The sequence below is a fragment of the Citreicoccus inhibens genome, assembly GCF_019039035.1.
GTDB lineage: Bacteria > Myxococcota > Myxococcia > Myxococcales > Myxococcaceae > Citreicoccus > Citreicoccus inhibens.
The window spans coordinates 92,341-114,650 of record NZ_JAHNZT010000019.1 but is presented as its reverse complement, the minus strand read 5'-3'; the positions used below and the strand labels follow the sequence as shown (position 1 = coordinate 114,650).

General features: G+C 69.7%; 18 protein-coding genes. 13 read left to right on the top strand and 5 right to left on the bottom strand.

The window, feature by feature from the left end; all coding sequences use genetic code 11:
• Window positions 1–7 precede the first annotated feature (7 nt).
• From KRR26_RS22000 to KRR26_RS21985, 4 genes are all read left to right on the top strand, one after another.
• Entirely contained in the window at window positions 8–1,318 is a 1,311-nt protein-coding gene (locus tag KRR26_RS22000; protein ID WP_120201124.1) for an adenylosuccinate synthase, read from the top strand.
• Between the two features lie 66 nt (window positions 1,319–1,384).
• Window positions 1,385–2,557 carry a thiolase family protein gene (locus tag KRR26_RS21995; RefSeq protein WP_120201122.1) on the top strand — a complete coding sequence of 391 codons (1,173 nt, stop codon included), beginning with the start codon at window positions 1,385–1,387 and terminating at the stop codon, window positions 2,555–2,557.
• 54 nt (window positions 2,558–2,611) lie between these two features.
• The gene (locus KRR26_RS21990; RefSeq protein WP_236068961.1) at window positions 2,612–3,439 is read left to right on the top strand and encodes a tetratricopeptide repeat protein; all 828 of its coding nucleotides are present in this window, start codon (window positions 2,612–2,614) and stop codon (window positions 3,437–3,439) included.
• A gap of 64 nt (window positions 3,440–3,503) precedes the next feature.
• Window positions 3,504–3,938, top strand: a complete 435-nt coding sequence (locus KRR26_RS21985; protein WP_120201120.1) for a PH domain-containing protein — start codon at window positions 3,504–3,506, stop codon at window positions 3,936–3,938.
• Window positions 3,939–3,948: 10 nt separating this feature from the next.
• Here KRR26_RS21985 and KRR26_RS21980 read toward each other — a convergent pair whose 3' ends face one another.
• Both KRR26_RS21980 and KRR26_RS21975 read right to left on the bottom strand, forming a co-directional pair.
• Window positions 3,949–4,806 carry an FHA domain-containing protein gene (locus KRR26_RS21980; protein ID WP_120201118.1) on the bottom strand — a complete coding sequence of 286 codons (858 nt, stop codon included), beginning with the start codon at window positions 4,804–4,806 and terminating at the stop codon, window positions 3,949–3,951.
• A gap of 111 nt (window positions 4,807–4,917) precedes the next feature.
• Window positions 4,918–5,649, bottom strand: a complete 732-nt coding sequence (locus KRR26_RS21975; RefSeq protein WP_120201115.1) for a YqjF family protein — start codon at window positions 5,647–5,649, stop codon at window positions 4,918–4,920.
• Window positions 5,650–5,785: 136 nt separating this feature from the next.
• Between KRR26_RS21975 and KRR26_RS21970 the strand changes: the two genes are divergently transcribed.
• On the top strand, window positions 5,786–6,988 hold the full coding sequence (locus KRR26_RS21970; RefSeq protein WP_217080721.1) for a carbohydrate-binding family 9-like protein: 1,203 nt from the start codon (window positions 5,786–5,788) through the stop codon (window positions 6,986–6,988).
• Window positions 6,989–6,995: 7 nt separating this feature from the next.
• On the opposite strand, the gene KRR26_RS21965 is transcribed toward KRR26_RS21970, so the two are convergent.
• Both KRR26_RS21965 and KRR26_RS21960 read right to left on the bottom strand, forming a co-directional pair.
• On the bottom strand, window positions 6,996–7,250 hold the full coding sequence (locus tag KRR26_RS21965; protein WP_120201111.1) for a hypothetical protein: 255 nt from the start codon (window positions 7,248–7,250) through the stop codon (window positions 6,996–6,998).
• A gap of 4 nt (window positions 7,251–7,254) precedes the next feature.
• Window positions 7,255–9,711: a DNA internalization-related competence protein ComEC/Rec2 gene (locus tag KRR26_RS21960; protein WP_120201109.1), complete on the bottom strand. Its 2,457-nt coding sequence runs from the start codon at window positions 9,709–9,711 to the stop codon at window positions 7,255–7,257.
• A 180-nt stretch (window positions 9,712–9,891) separates the two neighbouring features.
• Between KRR26_RS21960 and KRR26_RS21955 the strand changes: the two genes are divergently transcribed.
• Both KRR26_RS21955 and KRR26_RS21950 read left to right on the top strand, forming a co-directional pair.
• The gene (locus KRR26_RS21955) at window positions 9,892–10,386 is read left to right on the top strand and encodes a CarD family transcriptional regulator (protein WP_013939202.1); all 495 of its coding nucleotides are present in this window, start codon (window positions 9,892–9,894) and stop codon (window positions 10,384–10,386) included.
• 86 nt (window positions 10,387–10,472) lie between these two features.
• Window positions 10,473–11,138: a hypothetical protein gene (locus tag KRR26_RS21950; RefSeq protein WP_120201107.1), complete on the top strand. Its 666-nt coding sequence runs from the start codon at window positions 10,473–10,475 to the stop codon at window positions 11,136–11,138.
• Here KRR26_RS21950 and KRR26_RS21945 read toward each other — a convergent pair.
• Window positions 11,098–12,609 (bottom strand): FHA domain-containing protein, encoded by a 1,512-nt coding sequence (locus KRR26_RS21945; protein WP_120202245.1) that lies wholly within the window; start codon window positions 12,607–12,609, stop codon window positions 11,098–11,100. The two genes, KRR26_RS21950 and KRR26_RS21945, sit on opposite strands and share 41 nt — an antisense overlap.
• 195 nt (window positions 12,610–12,804) lie before the next feature.
• On the opposite strand from KRR26_RS21945, the gene cysS reads away from it, so the two are divergent.
• The 6 genes from cysS (at window position 12,805) to KRR26_RS21915 (ending at window position 22,279) form a co-directional block, all read left to right on the top strand.
• Window positions 12,805–14,274 (top strand): cysteine--tRNA ligase, encoded by a 1,470-nt coding sequence (gene cysS, locus KRR26_RS21940; RefSeq protein WP_328707186.1) that lies wholly within the window; start codon window positions 12,805–12,807, stop codon window positions 14,272–14,274.
• A gap of 45 nt (window positions 14,275–14,319) precedes the next feature.
• On the top strand, window positions 14,320–16,023 hold the full coding sequence (locus KRR26_RS21935) for a M28 family peptidase (RefSeq protein ID WP_120201103.1): 1,704 nt from the start codon (window positions 14,320–14,322) through the stop codon (window positions 16,021–16,023).
• Window positions 16,024–16,099: 76 nt separating this feature from the next.
• On the top strand, window positions 16,100–18,235 hold the full coding sequence (gene uvrB / locus KRR26_RS21930) for an excinuclease ABC subunit UvrB (protein ID WP_236068959.1): 2,136 nt from the start codon (window positions 16,100–16,102) through the stop codon (window positions 18,233–18,235).
• An 11-nt stretch (window positions 18,236–18,246) separates the two neighbouring features.
• Entirely contained in the window at window positions 18,247–20,187 is a 1,941-nt protein-coding gene (gene uvrC / locus KRR26_RS21925) for an excinuclease ABC subunit UvrC (RefSeq protein WP_120201099.1), read from the top strand.
• A 136-nt stretch (window positions 20,188–20,323) separates the two neighbouring features.
• Window positions 20,324–20,842 (top strand): DUF507 family protein, encoded by a 519-nt coding sequence (locus tag KRR26_RS21920; protein WP_120201097.1) that lies wholly within the window; start codon window positions 20,324–20,326, stop codon window positions 20,840–20,842.
• A 60-nt stretch (window positions 20,843–20,902) separates the two neighbouring features.
• The gene (locus KRR26_RS21915; protein WP_217080720.1) at window positions 20,903–22,279 is read left to right on the top strand and encodes a hypothetical protein; all 1,377 of its coding nucleotides are present in this window, start codon (window positions 20,903–20,905) and stop codon (window positions 22,277–22,279) included.
• Window positions 22,280–22,310 lie beyond the last annotated feature (31 nt).

The window sequence follows — 22,310 nt, the reverse complement described above, 5'->3', positions numbered from 1 at the left end:
GGGCACCATGCCGAACGTCGTCGTCGTTGGAGCGCAGTGGGGAGATGAGGGAAAGGGCAAGGTCGTTGACCTGCTCACGGAGCACGCGCAGGTGGTCGTCCGTTTCCAGGGCGGCAACAACGCGGGCCACACCCTCGTGGTGGGCGGACAGAAGACGGTCCTCCACCTGATTCCCTCGGGCATCCTTCACCCGGGCAAGACCTGTGTGATTGGCAACGGGGTGGTGGTGGACCCGGCCGTCCTCGTCGGGGAAATCGATGCGCTCAAGGCGCGCGGCTTCCTCAAGGACGACACGCAGATGCTCATCTCGGACAATGCCCACGTCATCTTCCCGTGGCACAAGCTGCTCGACAGCTTCCGCGAGAAGGCCCGGGGTGGCAGCGCCATTGGCACCACGGGTCGCGGAATCGGACCGGCCTACGAGGACAAGGTCGCTCGCCGTGGCATCCGCGTGCGTGACCTCCTCAACCCGGAGCGCCTGCGCAAGCGCATCGACGAGCGCCTGCCCGCCGCGCTGGAGGAGATGAAGGAGCTGTGCGCGAAGGCGGGCGTGGAAGTGCCCCGTCTGGAGGCGCCCCAGGTGCAGGCGGAGTTCTCCGCGCTGGGCGAGCGTCTCAAGCCCTTCGTGCACGACGTCTCCCTCTTCCTCTCCGAGCAGGTGCGTCGCGGCGCCCGCATCCTCTTCGAGGGCGCGCAGGGCACGCTGCTCGACGTGGACCACGGCACCTATCCGTTCGTCACCAGCTCCAACTGTGTGGCGGGCAACGCCGCGGTGGGCTCGGGCCTCGGCCCCACGGCCATCGACAAGGTCATGGGCATCAGCAAGGCCTACACCACGCGCGTCGGTGGCGGTCCTTTCCCCACCGAGCTGAACGACGAGACGGGCGAGCGGCTGCGCAAGGTGGGCGACGAGTTCGGCGCCACCACGGGCCGCCCGCGTCGCTGCGGTTGGCTGGACGGCGTGGTGCTGCGCTACGCGGTGCGCGTCAACGGCCTGTGGGGCCTCGCGCTCACCAAGCTGGACGTGCTCAGCGGCCTCAAGACGCTGCAGATCTGCAACGCGTACGAGCTGGACGGCCAGAAGGTGACCGAGCTGCCCGGTGACTACGAGGACCTCGCGCGCGTCAAGCCGGTGTACGAGACGCTGCCGGGTTGGGACGAGAAGCTCGCGGGCGTGCGCACCTTCGACGAACTGCCCGAGAACGCCAAGCGCTACGTGCGCCGGGTGGAAGAGGTCAGCGGCGTCCCCGTGGTGTGCGTCTCCGTGGGCGCCGACCGGGGCGAGACGGTGCTGCTGCAGAACCCCTTCCGGAGCTGAGCGGCGACGTGGGTCGAAGACCCACGGGATTGACTTTCGAATCAATCCTGTGGGTCGATCCTCCCCATGTCCGACTCGAACACCGCCATCATCGTGGACGCCGTGCGCACCGCGCGCGGCAAGAAGAAGGGGACGCTGGCCGGGGTCCATCCCATGGACCTGGCCGCGCACGCGTTGAGCGCGGCGCTGCGCCGCACGGGCGTGGACCCTCAGCGCGTCGATGACGTGGTGTTGGGCTGCGTGTCCCAGGTGGGCGAGCAGGGGTTGAACATCGCGCGCGGCGCGGTGTTGGCCTCGGGGATGCCCATTGACGTGGCGGGCGCCACGGTGAACCGATTCTGCGGCTCGGGCCTCCAGGCGGTGAACTTCGCCGCCATGCAGGTGATGTCGGGGCAGGCGGAGCTGGCCATCGGCGGTGGGGTGGAGTCCATGAACCGCGTGCCCATGGGCTCGGACGCCGAGGGGCCGGGCTCGCCCGCCGCCCCGTCCCTGGTGGAGCGCTTCCCCAACCTGGTGCCGCAGGGCGTGTCCGCGGAGCTCATCGCCGAGCAGTGGAAGTTGTCTCGCGCGCAGGTGGACGAGTTCGCGCTGAGCAGCCAGCAGAAGGCGGGCGCGGCCATCCGTGACGGCCGGTTCCAGAAGGAGATCGACCCCTTCTTCGTCACGGGCGCGGACGGTCAGCGCGTGGGCTTCGCCACGGACGAGCACTGCCGCCCGGGCACGACGATGGAGGCGCTCGCCGGGCTGCGGCCCGTGTTCAAGGAGAACGGCGTCATCCACGCCGGCAACTCCTCGGGCATCGTGGACGGCGCGGCCGCGGTGGTGGTGGCCAGCGACAAGGCGGCGCGGGCCTGGGGGCTGCCTCGTCGGGCGCGCATCGTGGCCACCGCGGTGGCGGGCTCGGATCCGGTGCTGATGCTGACGGGGCCCATCCCCTCCACGCGCAAGGCGCTGGCGCGGGCCGGGTTGTCGGTGAAGGACATCGACCTGTGGGAGATCAACGAGGCCTTCGCGCCGGTGCCCATCGTGGTGGCGCAGGAGCTGGGCATCTCCCCGGACCGAGTGAACGTGAACGGCGGCGCCATCGCGCTGGGGCACCCACTGGGGGCCACGGGCGCCATGCTGGTCGCCACCTTGCTGAGCGAGCTGGAGCGCCGGGATCTGCGCTACGGCGCCGTCACCTTGTGCATCGGTTACGGAATGGGGGTCACCACCCTCATCGATCGCCAGGTGAGCTGACGCAGCGCCGGCTTTCTGCTACGGCACTCGAGTACCCGCACGGTGGGGGCTGCCATGGTCGTCGTTGTCTCGCGCGCAAGGGCCTGGAGTGTGGCCGCGGCGCTGCTGCTGGGCGCGGCGGCGCCGTCCGCCCTGGCACAGCAGTCACCCGTCACTGAGCGCGCGCCCTCCGAGTCCAACTCCACCCTGGCGGCGTCGCGCATCCGGGATGGGGACGTGTTGATGCGCGAGCGCCGCTATCGCGAGGCGGCCTTCGCGTTCCTGGATGCCTCGCACGCGGACGCGGGCCACGTGGAGGCGCGCTTCAAGCTGGGCAACGCGCTGGCCGTGCTCGGCTACTACGGGCAGGCCATCGAGCAGTGGGAGGCCGCGGCGCGCCTCACCACGGACACGGCCATCCGGCAGAGCGCGCAGGACAACGTGGCGCGCGCGAAGGTGAAGCAGGCGCAGTCGGGCAGCTCGCCCCTGGCGGCGGGGCTGCCTCCGGGCTCGGGGCCGGTCGCGGAGCCCACGCGCGTCCAGGCGCGCAAGGCCTACGAGATGGGCGTGCAGCGCATCGGCGAGCGCGACTTCGCCGGGGCGCTCCAGAGCCTCACGCAGGCGGTGCAACTCGAGCCGATGCTGGCGGTTGCCTATACGGCGCGAGGCAGCGCGAACATCGGGCTGCGCCGCTACCCCGAGGCCGCGGCGGATTACCAGTACGCACTGAGGTTGGAGCCCGATTCGGCCTCCCCACTTTACGGGTTGGCTGAGTCCTACCGCGCGATGGGGCGCAACGCCGAGGCGCGGAGTCTCTACGAGCGCTACGCGGCGTCCACGGCCGCCGATGTGCGCCCTCCGTTGCAGGCGGAATCCCGACAGAAGGCGGAGCGTCTGCGTTGACCGCCTGCCAGCCCGTGGGGGGCTGCGTTTGAAACCCACCCGTGTCCGTCACTAACTTCCAGGCATGGACGGCAACGACGCGCATGCGGAAGGCAAGCAGGTGTTCCGTCCCCGTCGGGTCTTCGCGGTGAGCATGGGCGCGGCAGGCCTGATGTGGGTCGCGGTGCTGGTGTACCTGTTCCGGTTTGAGGGCGTCCCGCTGAAGACATTCCTCTCGGCGGGGTTCTTCGTCCTCTTCTTCGCGGTCTCCGTCACGTACTACAGCCGCACGCTCATCGTGGTGGACGCGCGCGGCGTCACGTACCGAGGACTCGTTCGCACGCGCTGGTTCCCGTTCGCGGACATCCGCAAGCTGGATGTGCTCCCCGGGCCGGTGACGGTCTACGCCATCCGAGGCACGGGCGGCTTCGTGCACTTCACGAGCTTCTTCAGGCACCACCAGGACCTCGCCCGGCTCCTCGTCGAGCGGGCGGGGCTGTCCCCCCTGCACGGGGCCTAGCCAGCGCTCCTCAGCCCGCCAGCAGCGCATAGGTGACGAGCAGCCCCACCAGGGCCGCGGTCGCCGCGAGGGTGAGGAGCCAGCCTTCCACCGCGTCGCGTCTCGGCTCGGGATGCGCAGCGGGTGGCGCAGGAGGCTCGGGAGGGGCGGGCGCTTCTGGTTCGGGCGGGAGCGGCGCTGGCTGCGCAGGCGCCTCCGCGATGGGCGCGGGCGGTTCGTCCACCGGGGCCTGGAAGCGCAGGAGGGAGCGCCCCAACTCGATGACGTCTCCGTCCGTCAGGGGCGTGGCCTGTCGCAGGGCCTTGCCGTTGAGGAAGACGCCGTTGGCCGTGCCCAGGTCCTCCAGGTGGAAGCCGTCAGCGTCATGGTGGATGCGCGCGTGCACGCGGGACACGGCGCGGTCGCGCAAGCGCACCTTCGCGCCACCTCCACGCCCGATGTCCGTGAGCGCTTCCCCGATCGCGAAGGTCCGCCCCAGGTCGAGCCCGGTGAGGCAGGTGAGGGTGGCCGCGCGAGAGATGACGTGCTCCGAACCCAAGAGCAGCTCCTTGAGCACCGCCACGGTCCCCACGCCGCGCTCCACGGGGACCTCGGGCTCCAGGACGCGCACGCACATCTGTTCGGTGAGCCCGAGGACCTCTCCCGGCAGCACCAGCCGGGCGACTCCGGGTGGCACGAACACCTCGTTCACGGTGAAGGTGCGCGAGGACGCGACGGTGAGCCGCTGCTCCTCGATGCTCAAGGTCAACAGTGCCGGAGGGAGCCCCTCCAGGTGGACCTGATCCTCGGGACCTCCACCGAGCCGATGCGTGCCCTCGGGAAGCTCGAAGGGGATGGTGCTGTCCTGATGTTCGAACTGGAAGTGCATGGGCGCCGACGAAGCAAGGCCGAGGCCCCGCTCCCATCACGCGCTTTCGCGGGGTTGGCGCGCGCGGGCGGTCCGTGACGTCTGCCCCCGTCCGAGGCCCGAGACGGCGTGTCAGCTCCGTGGGAGGCGCGTGCCGGGATACACCGCGACCGCGGATCCATCCGCGACGAACGCCGAGCGGGGCTTCCCGCCAAGACTCTCCACGAAGGCCTCGCCGTACAGGGCTCGCACGTCGCAGTCGAAGGTGGAGTCCGTCGCGCGCCACACCTTCCATCGAGGATGCTCGACCGCGTACTCCGCGCAGCCTCCGTCGCGCTGGGCGGTGTAGCCCCAGTAGTGCTCGGTGATGAACTCCTCTTCGGAGTCAGGTGCGCTGGAGACGGGCGCGCCCTCGGTGCTCGCGGAGAGCTGGTGCCATCGCCCCGCGTACCGCCAGCCGTACGCGACCCGTCCGGGCGCACCGCTCTCGGCGGCTTCCATCTCCACGGTGTGCCGCATGGGAACCGAGAGATACGGCTCGTTGTAGAGCACGCGCGCCACGGTGGCGATGGCCCAGCGAGGCACCAGCTCCCGCACGAACACGACGCCCCGGCGCCAGCCCTCGGGGCCTTTGCGCCGCACGTAGAAGCGCAGGTTGACCTCGTCGAAGTCGCGATGCATTGGCACGGCGACGCCGCGCACGCGGGTGTCGAGGAAGCGGAAGCCCACCATGCTGGCAAGCGCCTGTCCCTTCCACGTCTCCAACTCGGTGCCCACGGGGACGAGGGGGCGGAGGACCTCCGGCGCGACCTCGTAGTTGAGCATCAGCAGGGAACGCCAGGTCGCCGTGAGGAAGGGGCGCATGGGGCGCGTCGTAGCGAACCTGCTGCCCCTCGTCCAACCTCGCCTGCCGCCCGAGCGGCTCCGTGGCGTGGGAGGCACGAAGCCCGCATCGCCGGTGCGCCTTGGGGCGCGAAGCTGGCTAGGATGCCCGGCCTCGATGCGCCTCCATTCCACGTCCTGGTTCACGCTTCTGCCGTTGCTGTGCCTCGTCACGTCCTGTCGGGACGAGCAGGCGGGCCCGGCCCATCGCACGCCGCGTCTGCCGGCGGCCGCCCAGGTCCGCACGCGCGAGGCTGTGCCCTCGGACCTCACCTACCGCGCGGACACGACCTTCGCGGGCGGCGCGGTCGCATACCTGGGCTCGCGCGTGACGCCTGAGCGCGCGGCACCAGGGCAGCCCGTCACGCTGACGCATTACTTCATGGCACGGCGGCCCCCGCCCGAGGGCTTCGGCTTCTTCGTGCACGTGGTCGACGTGGCCAGCGGCCAGATGGTGGGCAACGCCGACCATGAGATTCAAGACGGCGCCGCGCCGCTCGCGACGTGGCCCGTGGGCAAGGTCATCGAGGACACGCACGTGGTTCCCATGCCAGCGAGCCCCGCGCGGGTGATGCTCGGCTTCTGGCGAGGCGATGATCGACTGCCGGTGGACGATGCGCGCGCGCAGGACGGCGCGAACCGGATGCTCGGGCCCACGCTCGGTGGTGCTCCGCCGGAGCTGCCCGAGTACAAGGTGTCTCGCGTGAAGAAGGCCCCGGTCATCGACGGGGTGCTGGACGACGCGGTCTGGAAGGACGCGCCGGCGGTGACGCTGGTGGGCAGCTTCGATGGGCGGCCGGCCTCCCTCCGTACCGTGGCGCGGCTCGCGTACGACGACGCGAACCTGTACGTCGCCTTCGACGTGGAGGACCCCGATGTCTGGGGCACGCTGCGAGAGCGCGACGCCTCCATCTACGAGCAGGAGGTCGTGGAGATCTTCCTCGACGCCAACGCGGACGGGCGCACGTACAACGAGCTGGAGGTGTCGCCCCACAACGTCATCTTCGATGCGTACTTCCCCGCGCGACGCCAGGGCATGGACCTGTCGTGGGACTCGGGCATGAAGACGGCGGTGAAGGTGCGGGGAACGTTGGATGACCCCTCGGACCGCGACGAGGGGTGGTCGGTGGAGATGGCCATCCCGTTCAACCGGCTCGCCGAGGTGCCGCACCTGCCCCCCCAGAAGGGAGACCGCTGGCGCTTCAACCTCTACCGTCTGGAGCATCGCGACCGCCGACAGGTCGAAGGGCAGGCCTTCTCACCGCTCTTCGTGGGGGACTTCCACGCCCTGCCGCGCTTCGCGTGGCTGACCTTCCAGTGAGCGTGTCTCACGCGTGCGGCGAGAGTTCCCAAGGCGCGTCCGCCACGGAGCGCTCGGAGGGGTCGCCGAGGAAGCGCAGGAAGCCGCGCAGCTCCAGCGTGTCCACCAACTCCTCTGCCTCCAGCGCGGAGAAGCCCTTGGCCTCCACGAGCAGGTTGCGCATGAACGACTTGCCGCGCAGGTAGCCGATCGGCTCGCCAGGCGGCAGCAGGGCCTTCAGGTCGGCGGTGAGCTGCCGGAGGTCGATGTCCTCGAGCGTCATCCGCTCAAGGATGGGAATCCCCCGTGCGCTCGGCAACCCTCGTCGCCGCCGGCGCTGTCTCCCCCGTGAGGAAGGGGACCATGCGGACGTCCTGGCCGTCGCTCTCCAGGGTGATGGCCCCGTCCACATCGGTTCGCCAGCAGGTGGTTCCCATCGCCGCGTAGCGCGTCAGGACCTCCTCGTGCGGGAAGCCGAAGCGATTGCGGCGGCCCACGCAGAACACCACGTGGCGAGGTCGGGCCCGAGTGAGCAGTTCCTCGGAGGACGAAGTGCGCGAGCCGTGATGCGGTGCCTTCATCACCGTGACGGGCCCGCCAAGGTGCTCCAGGAGTGCCGCTTCGCCCTCCGCCTCCACGTCGCCCGGCAGCAGCACCGTGACGTCGCCATGCCGCACGCGCAGCACGATGCTCTGGTCGTTCACGCCCTCCATCAGCTCGCGGTCCCGAGGCGGGCCGAGAACCTCCAGCGTGGCTTCACCCAGCTTCACGGACGGATGGCCCAGCTCCACCTGCTCCACCACGGCACCTCGCGCCGAGTCCACCACCGCCCGAGACAGCGCGCCCTCCGCGGTGCCAGCGGCGAGCCACAGGCGCTCGGTGGGAACCTTCGCCAGCGTCGACACGAGCCCGAGCGCATGGTCCGGGTGGGGATGCGACAGCACCGCCAGCTCCAGGTGAGAGATGCCCGCGTGGCGCAGGAAGGGCACGACGATGCGCTCGCCGGGGTCCGCGCCCTGGGGCACGCCGCCCGCATCCAGCAGCGCGTGATGCCCCCGTGAGCTGAGGACCACCGCGTCTCCCTGTCCCACGGCGAGGAAGGTCAGGCGCAGCGCTGGGGTGGGGCGCAGCGAGGGCAGCAGCACCGTCAACACCACGGCCGCGGGCACGAGCGCGCCCCCCCACCGCCACCGTCCCGAGCCCAGGGCCCAGAGCCCCAGGCCGGCCGCATAGGCCAGTCCCATGCCCACGCCGAGCCCCGGCACCTCCACCGCCGCGAAGGGCAGGGCGGAGAAGATGCGGGTCACTCCGAGCAGGAGCTGTGACGCCCACGCGCCGGCCCACAACACTGGCGTCGCGAGCAGCGGGGACAGCACGAACAGGGCCGCGCCACCGGCCGCGAGCCCCGTCAGCAATCCGCACAGGGGCAGGGCGACGATGTTCGAGGCCAGACCCGCGACGCTCACGCGCCCGAAGGCCTCGGCCACGATGGGCAGTCCGGACAACGTGGCCGCCGCGCTCGCGCAGAGTGTTTGAAGCACGGCCTCGCGAGCCTTGCCCAGCCACCGCTTCATGCGGTTCGTCTCTTGCGGATCCGGAGGCGCCAGGGGAATGGCGGCGCGGAGCGCGGGCGACAGGAGGATGAGCCCCAGGACGGCCAGGAACGACAGCCGCAGCGACAGGTCCACCACGCTAGAGGGCAGCCCCACCACCAGCACCAGTGCCGCCGAGGCGAGGCTGTTGAGGCCATCCGCGCGCCGCCACAGCGCCAGTCCCAACAGCACCACCGTGGCCATCACCGCCGAGCGCACCGCGGGTGGCTGATTGCCCGTGAAGAACACATAGGCCCAGACGAAGGGCACGGACACGGGGGCCGCCACGCGCCGCGCATCGAGCCTCCGCCAGCGCGCACCCACGCGGACGAGCAGCCACCTCAGGAGCGCCAGCGTCATCAGCGCGAGCGCCGCGACATGCAGCCCCGACACGCTGAGCACATGCGCGAGCCCCGCGCGCGAGAAGGCCTCCTCCCACGTGTCATCCAGCGCGGCGCGCTGCCCCGCCGCGAGCGTGAGGAAGAGCGCGGCCGAGTCGCGGCTCGGGGCCACGGCATGGACCGCCTCCGCCAGCCGACCTCGCGCATCCTCCACCCAGCTCCGCCACGCAGGGGCGGGAGAGAGGACCAGCAGGCGGTCGGCCGCGAGGCTCCCGGTGAAGGCCACGCCCCGCCTGCGCCGCGGTGACGAGAGGTCGCGCTCGCCTGGGTTCGCGGGGGGCGCATCCGGGGCCAGCCTGGTCTCCGCCTGGATGCGTTGCCCGGGCAGGAGCGCGCGGGCGCCTCGCGCCGTCAGGCTCGCCCGGAAGCGCGCGGGCTGCATCGGCCCGTCCAGCGGACCTGCCCGCGCGACCACGAGCCCCACGCGGGTGGCGCCATCGAAGGCATCGACTCGGTCCACCTCGCCTTCGAGTCGCGCGGCCCCGCCGCGGGCCAGGGACGGGGGGATGTCGACGCGTGCCTCCAGCCCCGCCAGGCCCGAGCCCGTGAGTCCCAATCCCAACAACACGGCGAGGTGTGCCCCGGGCAGCCGAGCAAGCGTGCCGCCCAGGACGACGAGCAGCGCGCCACCGAGGAGAAATGCCCCGGCCGCGGCGCCTGTTCGAGAGGGCCAGAGCGCCCCGAGCACGAGGCTCAGCGCAGGGAAGAAGAGAGGCCGCGACCCCAGGTCGCGCCACGCAAAACGCTCCACGCCCGACCCCCGCCCGCCACCCTACGCGTCGCTCACACCGAGCGACAGCGCGTACAAAAGCGGACACCGTAGTCGGGCCCACCTTGGGTGGTCAAGGCGATCTCGTTGCCCGTCGATGTGGTTTGTGGTAGTAGTGCCCGGCTTGAAGGCCGGGGGTTGAGTCTTTCAAGGAGGCAGTTAGTGCAGACCAGCTTCAAGACTGGTGACAAGGCGGTTTATCCGGGCCAGGGCGTCGGTGAGGTGATGGGCATCGAGCACACCGAAGTGGCCGGACAGCGCCAGTCGTTCTACGTGCTGCGCATCCTGGAGAACGGGATGCGGATCATGATCCCGATCAACAAGGTCGGCTCCGTCGGCCTGCGGGAGATCATCAGCGAGGAGGACGTCAAGCAGGTCTACTCCATCCTGAAGGAGAAGGACATCTCCGTGGACTCGACGACGTGGAACCGTCGGTACCGCGAGTACATGGAGAAGATCAAGACCGGCTCCGTGTTCGAGATCGCCGAGGTGCTGCGCGACCTCTACCTGCTCAAGGGCGACAAGGACCTGTCTTTCGGTGAGCGCAAGATGCTCGATACCGCTCGCTCGCTGCTCATCAAGGAGCTGTCGCTGGCCAAGGACTGCTCCGAGGAAGAGATCGAGTCCGACCTGAAGAAGATCTTCAACCTCGCCTGACCTTTCACCGCGGGCGGCCAGCTGCCTCCGGTATCACCTCCGCCCCGGGTTCCCTGTTGGAATCCGGGGCGTCGTGTTTTCGGCCCATGACCGAGCCCTCCTTCGACCCTGAATCCGAGCTGGCCCTCGTACGGGACGAGCGCGCGCGCCGCATCGAGGAACTGGAGGCGCGCCTCTCCACCCGGGGACGCGTGGGCGTACGTCCCTCGGTGGCGCTGATGGGCATGGTGCTGGGCCTTGCGCTGCTGGCGGTGCAGTGGCAGGACCTCGCGTACTTCGCCTCGTCCGCCACGCCGCTGACGCTGGGCGCGGAAGGGGACTATCGCTACGAGCGGCTCGTCACCAACCGCTACGCCCAGGTGCATGGCATCCCCACCTCGCGCGGGGCCTATGAGCGCCAGGGCGACAGCTTCTCTGTGCTGGTGGGGCTGCGGGACTCGCCCTTCGTCGTGCGCCGCGCGCCATTGCCGGGAGAGCGCTGGGATGAAGGACGGCCGCCGTCGCGCCCTGACCCCACGCCCTTCGCCATGCGAGGTCGCCTGCTCTCCGAGGAGGAGGCCCCGCGTTACCGGGAGGCCTTCGCGCTCCTGCGCGCGCAAGGCGAGGTTCAGCCGCGAGAGGGGCGGCTCTGGTTGCTCGTGGAGGGGGAACGCCCTGGGGCGGACCGGGGGCGGCTGCTCGTCGCGTTGATGCTCAGCGCCTTTGTCTGCGTCAACGCGGTGCTGCTGGCGCGCGGGATTCGGCGCCGCTGAGTCGGGTCAGTCCGTCGCGTGCCTCGCGATCCTCCGAGTCGTATTGGAGGGCTCGCTCGTAGTGCTCGCGCGCCTCGTCTTGCCGACCCCCCTGGGCGGCCTCCCGACCCACCAGGGTGTGCAGTCCGGCCAGTTGCTTGCGCAGCACCGGACCTTGCTTGCTCCAACCATGCGACAGCTCGAAATCCAGCGACAAGGCCGTGGTCAACGACGCGATGGCGTGGGGCAGGTCCCGCTTCGCCAAGGCCTTGCGCGCGTCGGCTTCCGCGGCCTCGTAGCGGGTCAGCAGTGCGGCCAGCGCCGTCAGCTTCGCGCTTTGGGCTCGCTCTCGCGCAGCCGCGACGTTGCCGGATTCGTAGCGGGCGCGAACATCCGCCTCCAGCGCCGAGGCGCCTCCCCGCGCCGGCGTGACCTCCACCACCTGCTGCGCCCCTCCACGCTCCGCGGCCGCGGTGGCCGCGCGCGTGCGCACGCGGGGCTCCTGCGGCTCGCGAGGCGCGGCGGATGAACCCGGGCCTCGACCTCCGGCACGAGACTCCTGGGCCTCCCGCTGCGCCGCGGCCGAACCCCGGCCTCCCGCCCGCGCCACCTGGGCGGCGCTGCGTGTCTCGGTGGGCGCTTCCTCGGGCGTGTCGTCCGAGGAGGGGTCCACTTCCGTCGCCGTCAGGTGGATGCCGGGCCGAGGCGGCTCGGGTGGAGGCGCTGTGGCCTCGCTCGGAGGCGCCGCGGGAATCACCGAGGGTTGGGTCTCCGTGGCGCGAACCGCCGCGAACGTGAGGAGGGCCGCCACGGCGGATCCTCCCGCGGCGGCCAGCAACGCCACGGCCAAGGAGCTGGCGCGTCGCCGGCGAGGGGGCTCTGGAGGAGGGGGCTCGGGTGGGTGCACTGCGGGCAGCCCCGCGGCGGGCGTCCCACCAGGACCCCGCAACCGAAGCACGGCGTTCCCCAGGCTGAGCTCGTCGCCGGAGTTCAGCTCGACCTCGCCGGTGATGCGCACCCGATTGACGAAGGTGCCGTTCTGGCTGCCCAGGTCCCTCAGGACGCAGTGGTTGCCCTTGCGGGTGAGCTGGGCATGGCGGCGGCTGATGGAGGCGTGTTGCAGCCGCAGGTCCGACGACGACGAGCGCCCCAGCGTCATGGCTCCCTGCTGCACCGGCACGAGCTGTCCGGCGCCAGGGCCCTTCTCCACGTAGAGGAACGCCGGGGGATGACCGGGGTCCGAGTACTCCTTGTGCCAGTCGAGCCGCGGGGACAGCTCCCGGTCCGAGCCCGTCCGGTCGCCCCCTTTGCGCCGCCGCCCCTTGCGCGGCCCCGCCGGGAACTGGGGCACCCGCTGGGGGCGCGGGTCATCCGCCTGGAGCGGGGCGACCTCGTCATCGTCGAAGGGGAGGTCCACCGAGTCGTCCGGGGCCGCTTGCTTTCCCGGCGGGCGGGGCGGTCGCGGCGGGCGCTTGGGGTTCGGTGGAGCCATGCGGACCATTCTCCCTGAGTCGGGCGGGGGACGGGAGTCTCCTGCCTGGTTGCCCGAGGTTGCGCCCGGAGCGGCCGGATTCTACCGGGCAACGCCGGCTGATACCTCCGGGCCGCTGTGTATTGCTGGCCTGTGTGGGACCCGGGATCCTAGAGTGCCGGCCACACCCACCAACACCCGAGGAGACCCGCCATCGTGTCCCCGCCCCCCATCCGGCTCTTCAACACGATGTCCATGCAGAAGGAGCTGCTCGAGACCCTCGTCCCGGGCAAGGTGGGGATCTACGTCTGTGGGCCCACGGTCTATAGCTACGTCCATATCGGGAATGCGCGCACGTTCACCTCTTTCGACGTGGTGGTCCGCTACCTGCGCTACCGCGGCTACGAGGTGACCTACGTCCGCAACTACACGGACGTGGACGACAAGATCATCAAGGCCGCGCACGAGACGGGCGAGGCCCCGGTGGCCCTGGCGGCCCGCTTCGTCGAGGCGTTCCGCGAGGACGCCCAGGCGCTCCACCTGCTGGAGCCGGATGTCTCGCCCCGCGTGAGCCAGACCATCCCGGAGATCGTCGCCATCATCCAAAAGCTCGTGGACAAGGGCTACGCCTACGAGTCCCAGGGCGATGTCTACTTCTCCGTCAGCCGTGATGCGGACTACGCCAAGCTGTCCAAGCGCAACCTCGAGGAGCTGTGCGTGGGCGAGCGCGTGCAGCCGGGCGACCAGAAGCGCGAGCCGCTCGACTTCGCGCTGTGGAAGGCGGCCAAGCCGGGCGAGCCGTCCTGGGACAGCCCCTGGGGCAAGGGACGGCCGGGGTGGCACATCGAGTGCTCCGCGATGAGCGAGAAGTACCTGGGCGCCTCGTTCGACATCCACGGCGGCGGCCTGGATCTCATCTTCCCCCACCACGAGAACGAGATCGCCCAGAGCGAGTCCGCGACGGATCAGCGGATGGCGAAGTACTGGATGCATTGCGGCTTCCTGGACCTGGAAGGCGCGAAGATGTCCAAGTCGCTGGGCAACGTGGTGCGCCTGCGCGACGCGCTGACGCGAGTGGACCCCGAGGCCCTGCGCTTCTTCTTCCTCTCCACGCACTACCGGCACCCGCTCAACTTCGCGGACAAGGCCCTCGCGGACGCCGAGGCGCGGCTCGAGTACTTCTACGAGACGCTGCGCAAGGTGGACGAGCGCGTGGCCGGGAAGGACTTCGCCGCCGGCCCGCTGCACGGTGAGCCTGGTCGCTTCCGCGCCGAGTTCGAGACCGCGATGGACGACGACTTCAACAGCGCGGGCGCCCTGGCGGCCTTGTCCGGGTTGTTCGCGCTGATGAACGAGCTGACCGACAAGCCGCCCGTGAAGGACAAGGCGATGGTCGGTCGCACGCTGCAGGCGCTGCGCGAGGAAGTGCGCCGCGTGTCGTCCGTGCTCGGGCTGTTCGAGGACTCTCCCGCGGAGTGGTTGTTGCGCCGGCGGGATCGCGCGGTGCGCGAGCGGGGCATCGACGTGGCACAGGTGGAGCGGCTGCTCGGAGAGCGGGCGGCGGCGCGCGCGGCGAAGAACTTCGCGGAGTCCGACCGGGTCCGAGGGCTCCTCAAGGAGCAGGGAGTGGAAATCATGGACACGCCAGGTGGCACGGTGTGGAAGGTGGCTCCCGCCTCCACCTGAAATCCCCCAGCGGAGACGTTGGGCTTCGTGTTACGCCCAGGGGCCATGAGTCACTTCTGGCCTCTGCTGATGTGTCTCGGTGCCGGCTCGGCCCTCGCGGCCGGTTCGGCGCCCTCGGTGACCCCCGCGGAGAAGAGCGCGGCGCGAGCCATCGACGCGAACGTGCTCCGCGCGCACGTGCGCTTCCTCGCGGGGGACTTGCTGGAGGGCCGAGGCCCGGGGACTCGTGGCGACGCGCTGGCGCAGGCGTACATCGCCGCGCAGTTCGAGGCCTCCGGCCTCCAGCCCATGGGCCAGGACGGCTCGTACCTGCAACCCTTTGAGCTGGTCGGGCTGTCGGGCCATCCGGACACGATGGCCTTCCTCGCGCCCGGCGCGGCCTCCGCCACCGAGCTGAAGTTCCGCGACGACTTCATCGCCGTCTCCGGCGTGCAGGCACCCGAGGCGAAGCTGGAGCAGTCCGAACTGGTGTTCGTGGGCTACGGCATCGTGGCGCCGGAGTACGGCTGGGACGACTTCAAGGGCATGGATTTGCGCGGCAAGACGCTGCTCATCCTCAACAACGACCCCGAGGATGACCCGCGCCTGTTCGCCGGGCGCACACGACTCTGGTACGGCCGCTGGGATTACAAGTACGAGCAGGCCGCGAAGATGGGGGCCGCGGGCGCCATCATCCTCCACACGCAGCAGAGCGCGGGCTATCCCTGGCAGGTGGTGCAGAGCTCCTGGTCCGGCGAGCAGTTCGAGCTGCCCGCCGCCGCGGGCCCGCGGTTGGAAGTGAAGGCGTGGACCACCGAGGACGCCACGCGCCGCGTGTTGAAGCTCGCGGGGCAGGACCTGGACGCGCTCCGAGCCTCGGCCCAGCGGCGCGAGTTCAAGCCCGTGCCGCTCGGCGTGACGGTGTCGGCGCGGTTCGCCACGCAGGTGCGTCGTCGCCCCACCGCGAACGTGCTGGGCCTGCTGCCCGGAAGCGATCCCACGCTCAAGCACGAGGTCGTGCTGTACAGCGCGCACCATGATCACCTCGGAATGAAGGCGGACCCCAAGCCGGGCGAGGACGCCATCTACAACGGCGCGGTGGACAACGCCTCGGGCGTGTCCGCGATGCTCGCCGTGGCCCGCGCGTTCCAGCAGCTGTCCTCGCCGCCGCGTCGCTCCATTCTCTTCGCGGCGGTGGCCGCCGAGGAGCAGGGATTGCTGGGCTCGCAGTTCCTCGCCGAGCACCCGCCGGTGCCGCCGGGCCGCATCGCCGCGAACATCAACATCGACGGCGCGAACATCCACGGCCGCACGCGCGACGTCACGGTCATCGGGTTGGGCAAGTCCAACCTGGATCCGCTCATCATCGCGCTGGCGAAGTCGCAGGGGCGCGAGGTGAAGGCGGATCAACTCTCGGACCGGGGCTTTTTCTACCGCTCGGATCAATTCAACTTCGCGCGCCAGGGGATTCCGGCCGCCTACTTCGGCAGCGGTATGGACTTCGTGGGCCGGCCCGAGGGCTGGGGCAAGCAGCGGCGCGAGGAGTGGGAGGCCCGGCACTACCACCAGCCCTCGGATGAGCTGCGCCCGGAGTGGGATTGGTCTGGTGCCGTGGAGGATGTCCAGCTCTTCTTCCTGCTGGGCGCCCAGGTGTCGCGCCTGCCGGAGGCCCCGCGCTGGAATCGGGGCGATGAGTTCGAGGCGGCCCGCCTGCGTGCCCTGGAGGCGCTCAAGACGCAGGCCGTCACGGGCGAGGCGGGGGCCCGGTAGCGCCCGTCCGTCTTCCTCCAGACGGGCAGGCACGATCCTGCGTCGCCCCGACGAGCGGGGTGTTAAATCCAGGATCATGCCGGAGTTCCAGCTCGTCAGTGACCACACGCCGCAAGGCGACCAGCCACGCGCCATCCAGGAGCTCACCGAGGGCTTGCTGCGAGGCGACCGCTACCAGACTCTCCTGGGCGTCACGGGCTCGGGGAAGACGTTCACGATGGCGAACCTCATCGCCAACGTGAAGCGGCCCACGCTCGTCATCGCGCACAACAAGACGCTGGCCGCCCAGCTCTACGGAGAGTTCAAGACGCTCTTCCCGCACAACGCCGTCGAGTACTTCGTCTCGTACTACGACTACTACCAGCCCGAGGCCTACGTCCCCTCGTCGGACACCTTCATCGAGAAGGACTCGTCCATCAACGACAACATCGAGCGGATGCGGCACTCGGCCACGCACAGCCTCCGCACGCGCGACGACGTCGTCATCGTGGCCAGCGTGTCCTGCATCTACGGCCTGGGCGCCGCTCGCTCCTACGTGGACCTGGCCATCCGGTTGAACGTGGGCGCGGAGTTGGGGCGCGACACGTTCATGCGCCAGTTGGTGGAGGCGCAGTACGAGCGCAACGACCTCGACTTCCACCGCGGCACCTTCCGCGCGCGCGGCGACACGGTGGAGGTGTTCCCCATCTACGAAGAGGAGCGCGCGGTGCGCGTCAGCTTCTTCGGCGACGAGGTGGAGCGCATCACCGAGTTCGACCCGCTGCGCGGCGAGACGCACGGCCAGCTCGAGAAGCTGGTCATCTTCCCCGCGAGTCACTACGTGGCCGGCCCCGAGGCGCGCCAGCGCGCCATGCAGACCATCCGCGAGGAACTCTCCGAGCAGCTCCAGCTCTTCAAGCGCGACAGCAAGCTGGTCGAGGCGCAGCGGCTCGAACAGCGCACCATGTATGACCTCGAGATGATCGAGCAGGTGGGGTACTGCAACGGCATCGAGAACTACTCGCGCCACTTCTCCGGGCGCGCGCCGGGGGAGCCGCCCCCGTGCCTCATCGACTACTTCCCGCGCGACCTGCTCGTCCTCATCGACGAGAGCCACCAGACGGTGTCTCAGATTGGCGCCATGTACCGAGGCGACCGCGCGCGCAAGGAGACGCTCGTCTCGTACGGCTTCCGCATGCCGAGCGCGCTCGACAACCGCCCGCTGAAGTTCGGTGAGTTCGAGGAGCTGGTGCCTCAGGTCGTCTATGTCTCCGCGACGCCGGCCGAGTATGAGCTGCAGAAGTCCAAGGGCGTGGTGGTGGAGCAGATCATCCGCCCCACGGGCTTGACCGACCCCGAGGTGGAGACGCGGCCCGCCGGCAATCAGGTGGATGATCTGCTGGAGGAGGTCCGTCAGCGCGTGTCTCGCAAAGAGCGCGTGCTGGTGACGACGCTCACCAAGCGCATGGCGGAGGACCTCACCGAGTACTTCGCCGATGTGGGCGTCAAGGTTCGCTATCTGCACTCAGACATCGATGCCATCCAGCGCACCGCCATCATCCGCGATCTGCGCAAGGGCGAGTTCGATGTGCTGGTGGGCATCAACCTGCTGCGCGAGGGCTTGGACATCCCCGAGGTGTCGCTGGTCGCCATCCTCGACGCGGACAAGGAAGGCTTCCTGCGCAGCCACGTGTCGCTCATCCAGACCATTGGCCGCGCGGCGCGCAACGTGAATGGCCGCGTCATCATGTACGCGGATCACCTCACCGACTCGATGAAGCGCGCCATGGAGGAGACGGCGCGGCGCCGGGACACGCAGCGCACGTACAACACGCAGCACGGCATCACCCCGCGCTCGGTCCGCAGCAACATCACGGACCTCTCGGAGCACCTGCCCGACTACGACGCGGGCGCCATGGCGCTGCCCATGGCCGCCGAGGGCGAGAACGACGTGCTGGTCCCGAAGGAGATCAAGCGGCTCATCGCGGAGTTCACCCAGGACATGCTCAAGGCCGCGGACGAGATGCAGTTCGAGAAGGCCGCGGAGTTCCGCGACCGCGTCCAGTTGCTCAAGGACATGGACATGGGACTCAAGCCCGCCTCGCGCTCGCTGCTCAAGGCGCCGCCCAAGGCCGTGGACGCGGTGGCGGCCACGCCTCGCAAGGGCAGGGGAGGCCGGCCGGCCGCGTCGAAGAGTCCGGGGGGCCGCTCGCGCATGCGCGGCAAGAACTAGGGACCGCGCGCATGGACATCCGGCTTCAGGAAAAGCTGGACGCCCTTCCCACCGACCCCGGCGTGTACCTGATGAAGGACCGCCGGGGGCAGATCATCTACGTGGGCAAGGCCGTCAATCTCCGCAACCGCGTGCGCAGCTACTTCACGCGCACGGGGGATACCCGCGTCTTCGTGTCACTGCTGGATTCGCTCCTCGGTGACATCGAGACGGTGCTCGTCCACAACGAGAAGGAAGCGCTCCTCCTCGAGAACGAGCTGATCAAGAAGCACAAGCCGCGCTTCAACGTCCTGCTCAAGGACGACAAGCAGTTCATCTCGCTGCGCTTGGATCGCACCCAGACCTATCCGCGCCTGGAAGTCGTGCGCAAATACGAGAAGGACGGCGCGCGGTACTTCGGGCCGTACTCCAGCGCGGGCGCCATCCGCGAGACGCTGCGGCTCATCAACCGCTTCTTCCGCCTGCGCACCTGCACGGACCACGTGCTGGCCAACCGCACCCGGCCGTGTCTGCTCTTCCAGATTGGCCGCTGCCCGGGGCCGTGCGTCTATCCCGTCCCGCCCGAGGACTACCGCAAGAGCGTGGACGAGGTGGCCATGTTCCTGGAGGGCAAGGCCACGGAGCTCATCGAGGGCCTGCGCCTGCGGATGAAGCGCGCCTCGGCGGAGCTGAAGTTCGAGGAGGCCGCGCGCGTGCGCGATCAACTCCTGGCCATCGAGCGCAGCCTGGAGCGCCAGAAGGTGGCCACGTCCGACTTCAAGGACCAGGACGTGTTCGCCTTCCATCGCGAGGGCGATCGCATCCTGTTCTACGTGCTGCACGTGCGGCAGGGCCGCCTCAACGGTGGGCAGGCCTTCCCGTTCGGCAACCAGGAGTTCCCGGACGAGGAGTTGCTCGCGTCGTTCGTGAACCTCTACTACGACCAGGGCGGCTTCGTTCCGGAAGAGGTGCTCTTGCCGCTGGAGCCGGGCGATGGCACCGACGGCCTGGAGGCCCTGCTCGCCGAGCGCAAGGGCGAGAAGGTCCGCGTCATGGTGCCGCGCCGGGGCGAGAAGCATGACCTGGTGCTGATGGCGGCGAAGAACGCCGAGCAGTCATTCATTGAACGCCGGCGCACCAAGGACGAGACGGACGCGGTGCTGTCACGCCTGCAGTCCAAGCTGGGCCTGCGCAACTTCCCTCGCCGCATGGAGTGCTTCGACATCTCGCACTTCCAGAGCTCGGCCATCGTCGCGTCCCAGGTCGCGGTGACGGATGGCGAGGCGGACAAGTCCCGCTACCGCCGCTACAAGATCAAGACGCTGGAGATCCAGGACGACTTCGCCAGCATGTACGAGATCATCTCCCGGCGCCTCAAGCGCGGCTTGGAGGAGGGGGACTTGCCGGACCTGCTCGTCATCGACGGCGGCAAGGGGCAACTCGGCAGCGCGCACGCGGCCATGAAGGACCTGGGGGTGGAGGGCGTGGACGTGGTGGGCCTGGCCAAGAGCCGGGACCAGGAAGTCTTCGACCGCGACGCCGAACGCGCGCAAAGCCCCGAGCGCATCTTCGTCCTGGGTCGCAAGGACCCGGTCGTCCTGACCCAGAACTCCGCCGAGATGTTCATGCTCACGCGCATGCGTGACGAGGCGCACCGCTTCGCCATCACCTTCCAGGCTCAGACGCTGCGCAAGAGCCGGGTGCGCTCGGCCCTGGAGGACATCCCCGGCGTGGGCGAGGTGCGTCGCAAGCTGCTGCTCAAGCACTTTGGCTCGCTCAAGCGCGTGAGCGACGCCACCATCGAGCAACTGGCCGAAGCCGTGGGGCCCGCGATGGCGGAGCGCGTCCATGCGGGGTTGCACGGACACCCCGACGAAGACTCCGAAGACCCGATCCGCGAGGCCTCCCTGGACGACGCCACCGAACCCCTGAGCGAAAAATCACAAGGAGGGTCCCCACCCGATGCGGCATGATTAAATTCGGCTGCGGATTCCCGGGGGGAGTGCGCTGGAACCGCGACGTTCCTAGGGTTTTTCATTGCGACCAAGCTTGGCGCTGATTTATAGCGGTTGACGATCCGAGCAAGTCAAAGAGGGTGAGGGACGGACAATGAGGCTGTATCCGAAGGTGATCCCGATCATCTCGCGCGAGGCCGTTCAGCAACTCATGGCGGACGGGGACATCGAGGTGGAGCCGATGCGCGTGGCCGACGCCGAGATGGACCTGTCGGCCATCATGCGCGAGTACCTCGCCAACGAAGAGCGTGTGAACCAGGCGACGCGTGAGGCCCTGGAGCGTCGCGGGTACGACTACTCGAAGTTCAACCAGGTGAAGCGCGAGATGGCGGACGTTCGCGGCTTCAAGATGGGCGACGAGGGCATCGAGTACGTCATCAACCAGATGATCGAGTTCCTCCTCATCAGCCGCAACGTCGAGGAGGTCTACTCCGTCGACAACATCCTGCGTCAGAAGATGTTCCAGGTGATGAAGAAGCACCTCGACGTGGACGATGAGATCGACAAGGAGGCCCGCTCCCGCCTGAAGCACCTGCAGGAGGGCACCAGCGCCTTCGACATCGAGTACAACAAGACCGTGGATCAGATTCGCCGGGCTCGCGGCCTCATCTAGTCCCGGGGCGTGCCGCATCCCGCCCCGCTGCCTACCTTGCTCGAAAGGGAGGCAGCGACGATGGCGGGGACCTTCATCACGCTCCTGTTGTCAGGTCTCCTGGTGGCGGCGCCAGGGGAGGGCGGGTTCACGTTCGAGGGCCTGAAGGCCAGCGCGAGGACCGAGCAGCCCGACGGCTTCTTCACCCAAGGCACGCTGCCCTTCACCGACCTGGCCGAGCGCGGCTTCGGTGAGGCCTCGCTCGACGTCGAGGACCGCGTCTCCCTGCCGGGGGCCACCTTTGGCGACCGTGCCCGCCTCGACGCCCGCTTCCGAATCGGTGGCGTGGACTACCGCGTGGAGCTGACGCAGGCCGGCTTTCCTCCCCGCCAGACGCTGGCGCAGGCGCCCGCCTTCGCGCTCCCCAAGCCTCCTCCGCATGTCATCGAGGGCGGCGTGATGCTCGGGCGCGCGGTGTATGGCGACAGCGGTGTGGGCTGGCGGGCGACGACGCGCGCGCATGCGGCCATTGCCGTCTGGGGCGTGGGGAGCGTGTGGCGCAACGGGCGGCTGCTGACGGACGCGGCCTTCGTGCACGCCGCCGCGCTGGACGCGGGCATCTTCGCGGATGACGACACGCACCGCATTCAGCGGCAGGCCCGTCCAGGGGACACGGAGCTGCTCATCCTGGTGTGGAACCTCCCGCCCGAGGCGGAGCCTCGGGGCTTCCTCCAGTTCGGGTTTGATCGCGTGGCCATCACCGTGGGCGGCACACCCGTGCGCTCGGTGGCGTTCGTTGACGTCACGGGCGAGCCGCCCGTGAGCCTCGCGGAGCTGACGCCCGTGGCCCCGGGCGCGTTCCCGGGGGGCTCGCCCTTGCCACCCCCGCTTCCGCTCGCGCAGCAGGCCCAGGCGGCCGCCAGCGCGACGGGCGGCGCCGGGACGCTGGCCGGCACCACCGCGCCCGATGTCATCAGCGGAACGTTTCTGCCTGTCGAAGCGCCCAACCCTCCCGCCAACATCTCGGGGCAGTTGCCTGGCACGCCGGACCCCGGTTCGCTGGAGCAGGTTCAGGGGTTCGTCTCACCCAGCGCTCCTGCGCCCGGTGCCCCTGCCTTCACTGGCTCCGCGCCGAGCGCCTTCCAGACGCCGCCCACGCCCGCGCTGGTGACGCTGGGGGGCTTCACGGTGCTGCCGGTGTCGCCCCCCAACTTTGACGCCTTCGTGGGCACGTCGCAGGTGAGCCCGGGGCTGTTGTCCACCGTGACGCCGCTGGGGCAGGACACGTCCGTGTCGACTCCGCCGCTGCTGGGGGCGCCCGCGCCGCTCAATGCGGCCCCGCCGCCGCCGCTGTTGGGCACGCCTTCGCCCCTCAATGCGAGCCCGGCTCCGGCGCTGCCCGCCACGCCCGCGCCTCCGGGGCCGGCGGGGACTGCGCCCGTGACGCCCTCGCCGTGAGCGGATGCGCGCCCGTTGGACTGGAAAATTG

Excerpts from the sequence above, each read along its gene's own strand:
- KRR26_RS21935 (WP_120201103.1), top strand. The coding sequence starts at position 14,320 with ATGAGTCACTTCTGGCCTCTGCTGATGTGTCTCGGTGCCGGCTCGGCC.
- KRR26_RS22000 (WP_120201124.1), top strand. The coding sequence starts at position 8 with ATGCCGAACGTCGTCGTCGTTGGAGCGCAGTGGGGAGATGAGGGAAAG.
- KRR26_RS21990 (WP_236068961.1), top strand. The coding sequence starts at position 2,612 with ATGGTCGTCGTTGTCTCGCGCGCAAGGGCCTGGAGTGTGGCCGCGGCG.
- KRR26_RS21975 (WP_120201115.1), bottom strand. The coding sequence starts at position 5,649 with ATGCGCCCCTTCCTCACGGCGACCTGGCGTTCCCTGCTGATGCTCAAC.
- KRR26_RS21920 (WP_120201097.1), top strand. The coding sequence starts at position 20,324 with ATGAGGCTGTATCCGAAGGTGATCCCGATCATCTCGCGCGAGGCCGTT.
- uvrC (WP_120201099.1), top strand. The coding sequence starts at position 18,247 with ATGGACATCCGGCTTCAGGAAAAGCTGGACGCCCTTCCCACCGACCCC.
- KRR26_RS21950 (WP_120201107.1), top strand. The coding sequence starts at position 10,473 with ATGACCGAGCCCTCCTTCGACCCTGAATCCGAGCTGGCCCTCGTACGG.
- KRR26_RS21965 (WP_120201111.1), bottom strand. The coding sequence starts at position 7,250 with ATGACGCTCGAGGACATCGACCTCCGGCAGCTCACCGCCGACCTGAAG.
- KRR26_RS21970 (WP_217080721.1), top strand. The coding sequence starts at position 5,786 with ATGCGCCTCCATTCCACGTCCTGGTTCACGCTTCTGCCGTTGCTGTGC.
- KRR26_RS21980 (WP_120201118.1), bottom strand. The coding sequence starts at position 4,806 with ATGCACTTCCAGTTCGAACATCAGGACAGCACCATCCCCTTCGAGCTT.
- KRR26_RS21945 (WP_120202245.1), bottom strand. The coding sequence starts at position 12,609 with ATGGCTCCACCGAACCCCAAGCGCCCGCCGCGACCGCCCCGCCCGCCG.
- KRR26_RS21985 (WP_120201120.1), top strand. The coding sequence starts at position 3,504 with ATGGACGGCAACGACGCGCATGCGGAAGGCAAGCAGGTGTTCCGTCCC.
- KRR26_RS21915 (WP_217080720.1), top strand. The coding sequence starts at position 20,903 with ATGGCGGGGACCTTCATCACGCTCCTGTTGTCAGGTCTCCTGGTGGCG.
- KRR26_RS21995 (WP_120201122.1), top strand. The coding sequence starts at position 1,385 with ATGTCCGACTCGAACACCGCCATCATCGTGGACGCCGTGCGCACCGCG.
- uvrB (WP_236068959.1), top strand. The coding sequence starts at position 16,100 with ATGCCGGAGTTCCAGCTCGTCAGTGACCACACGCCGCAAGGCGACCAG.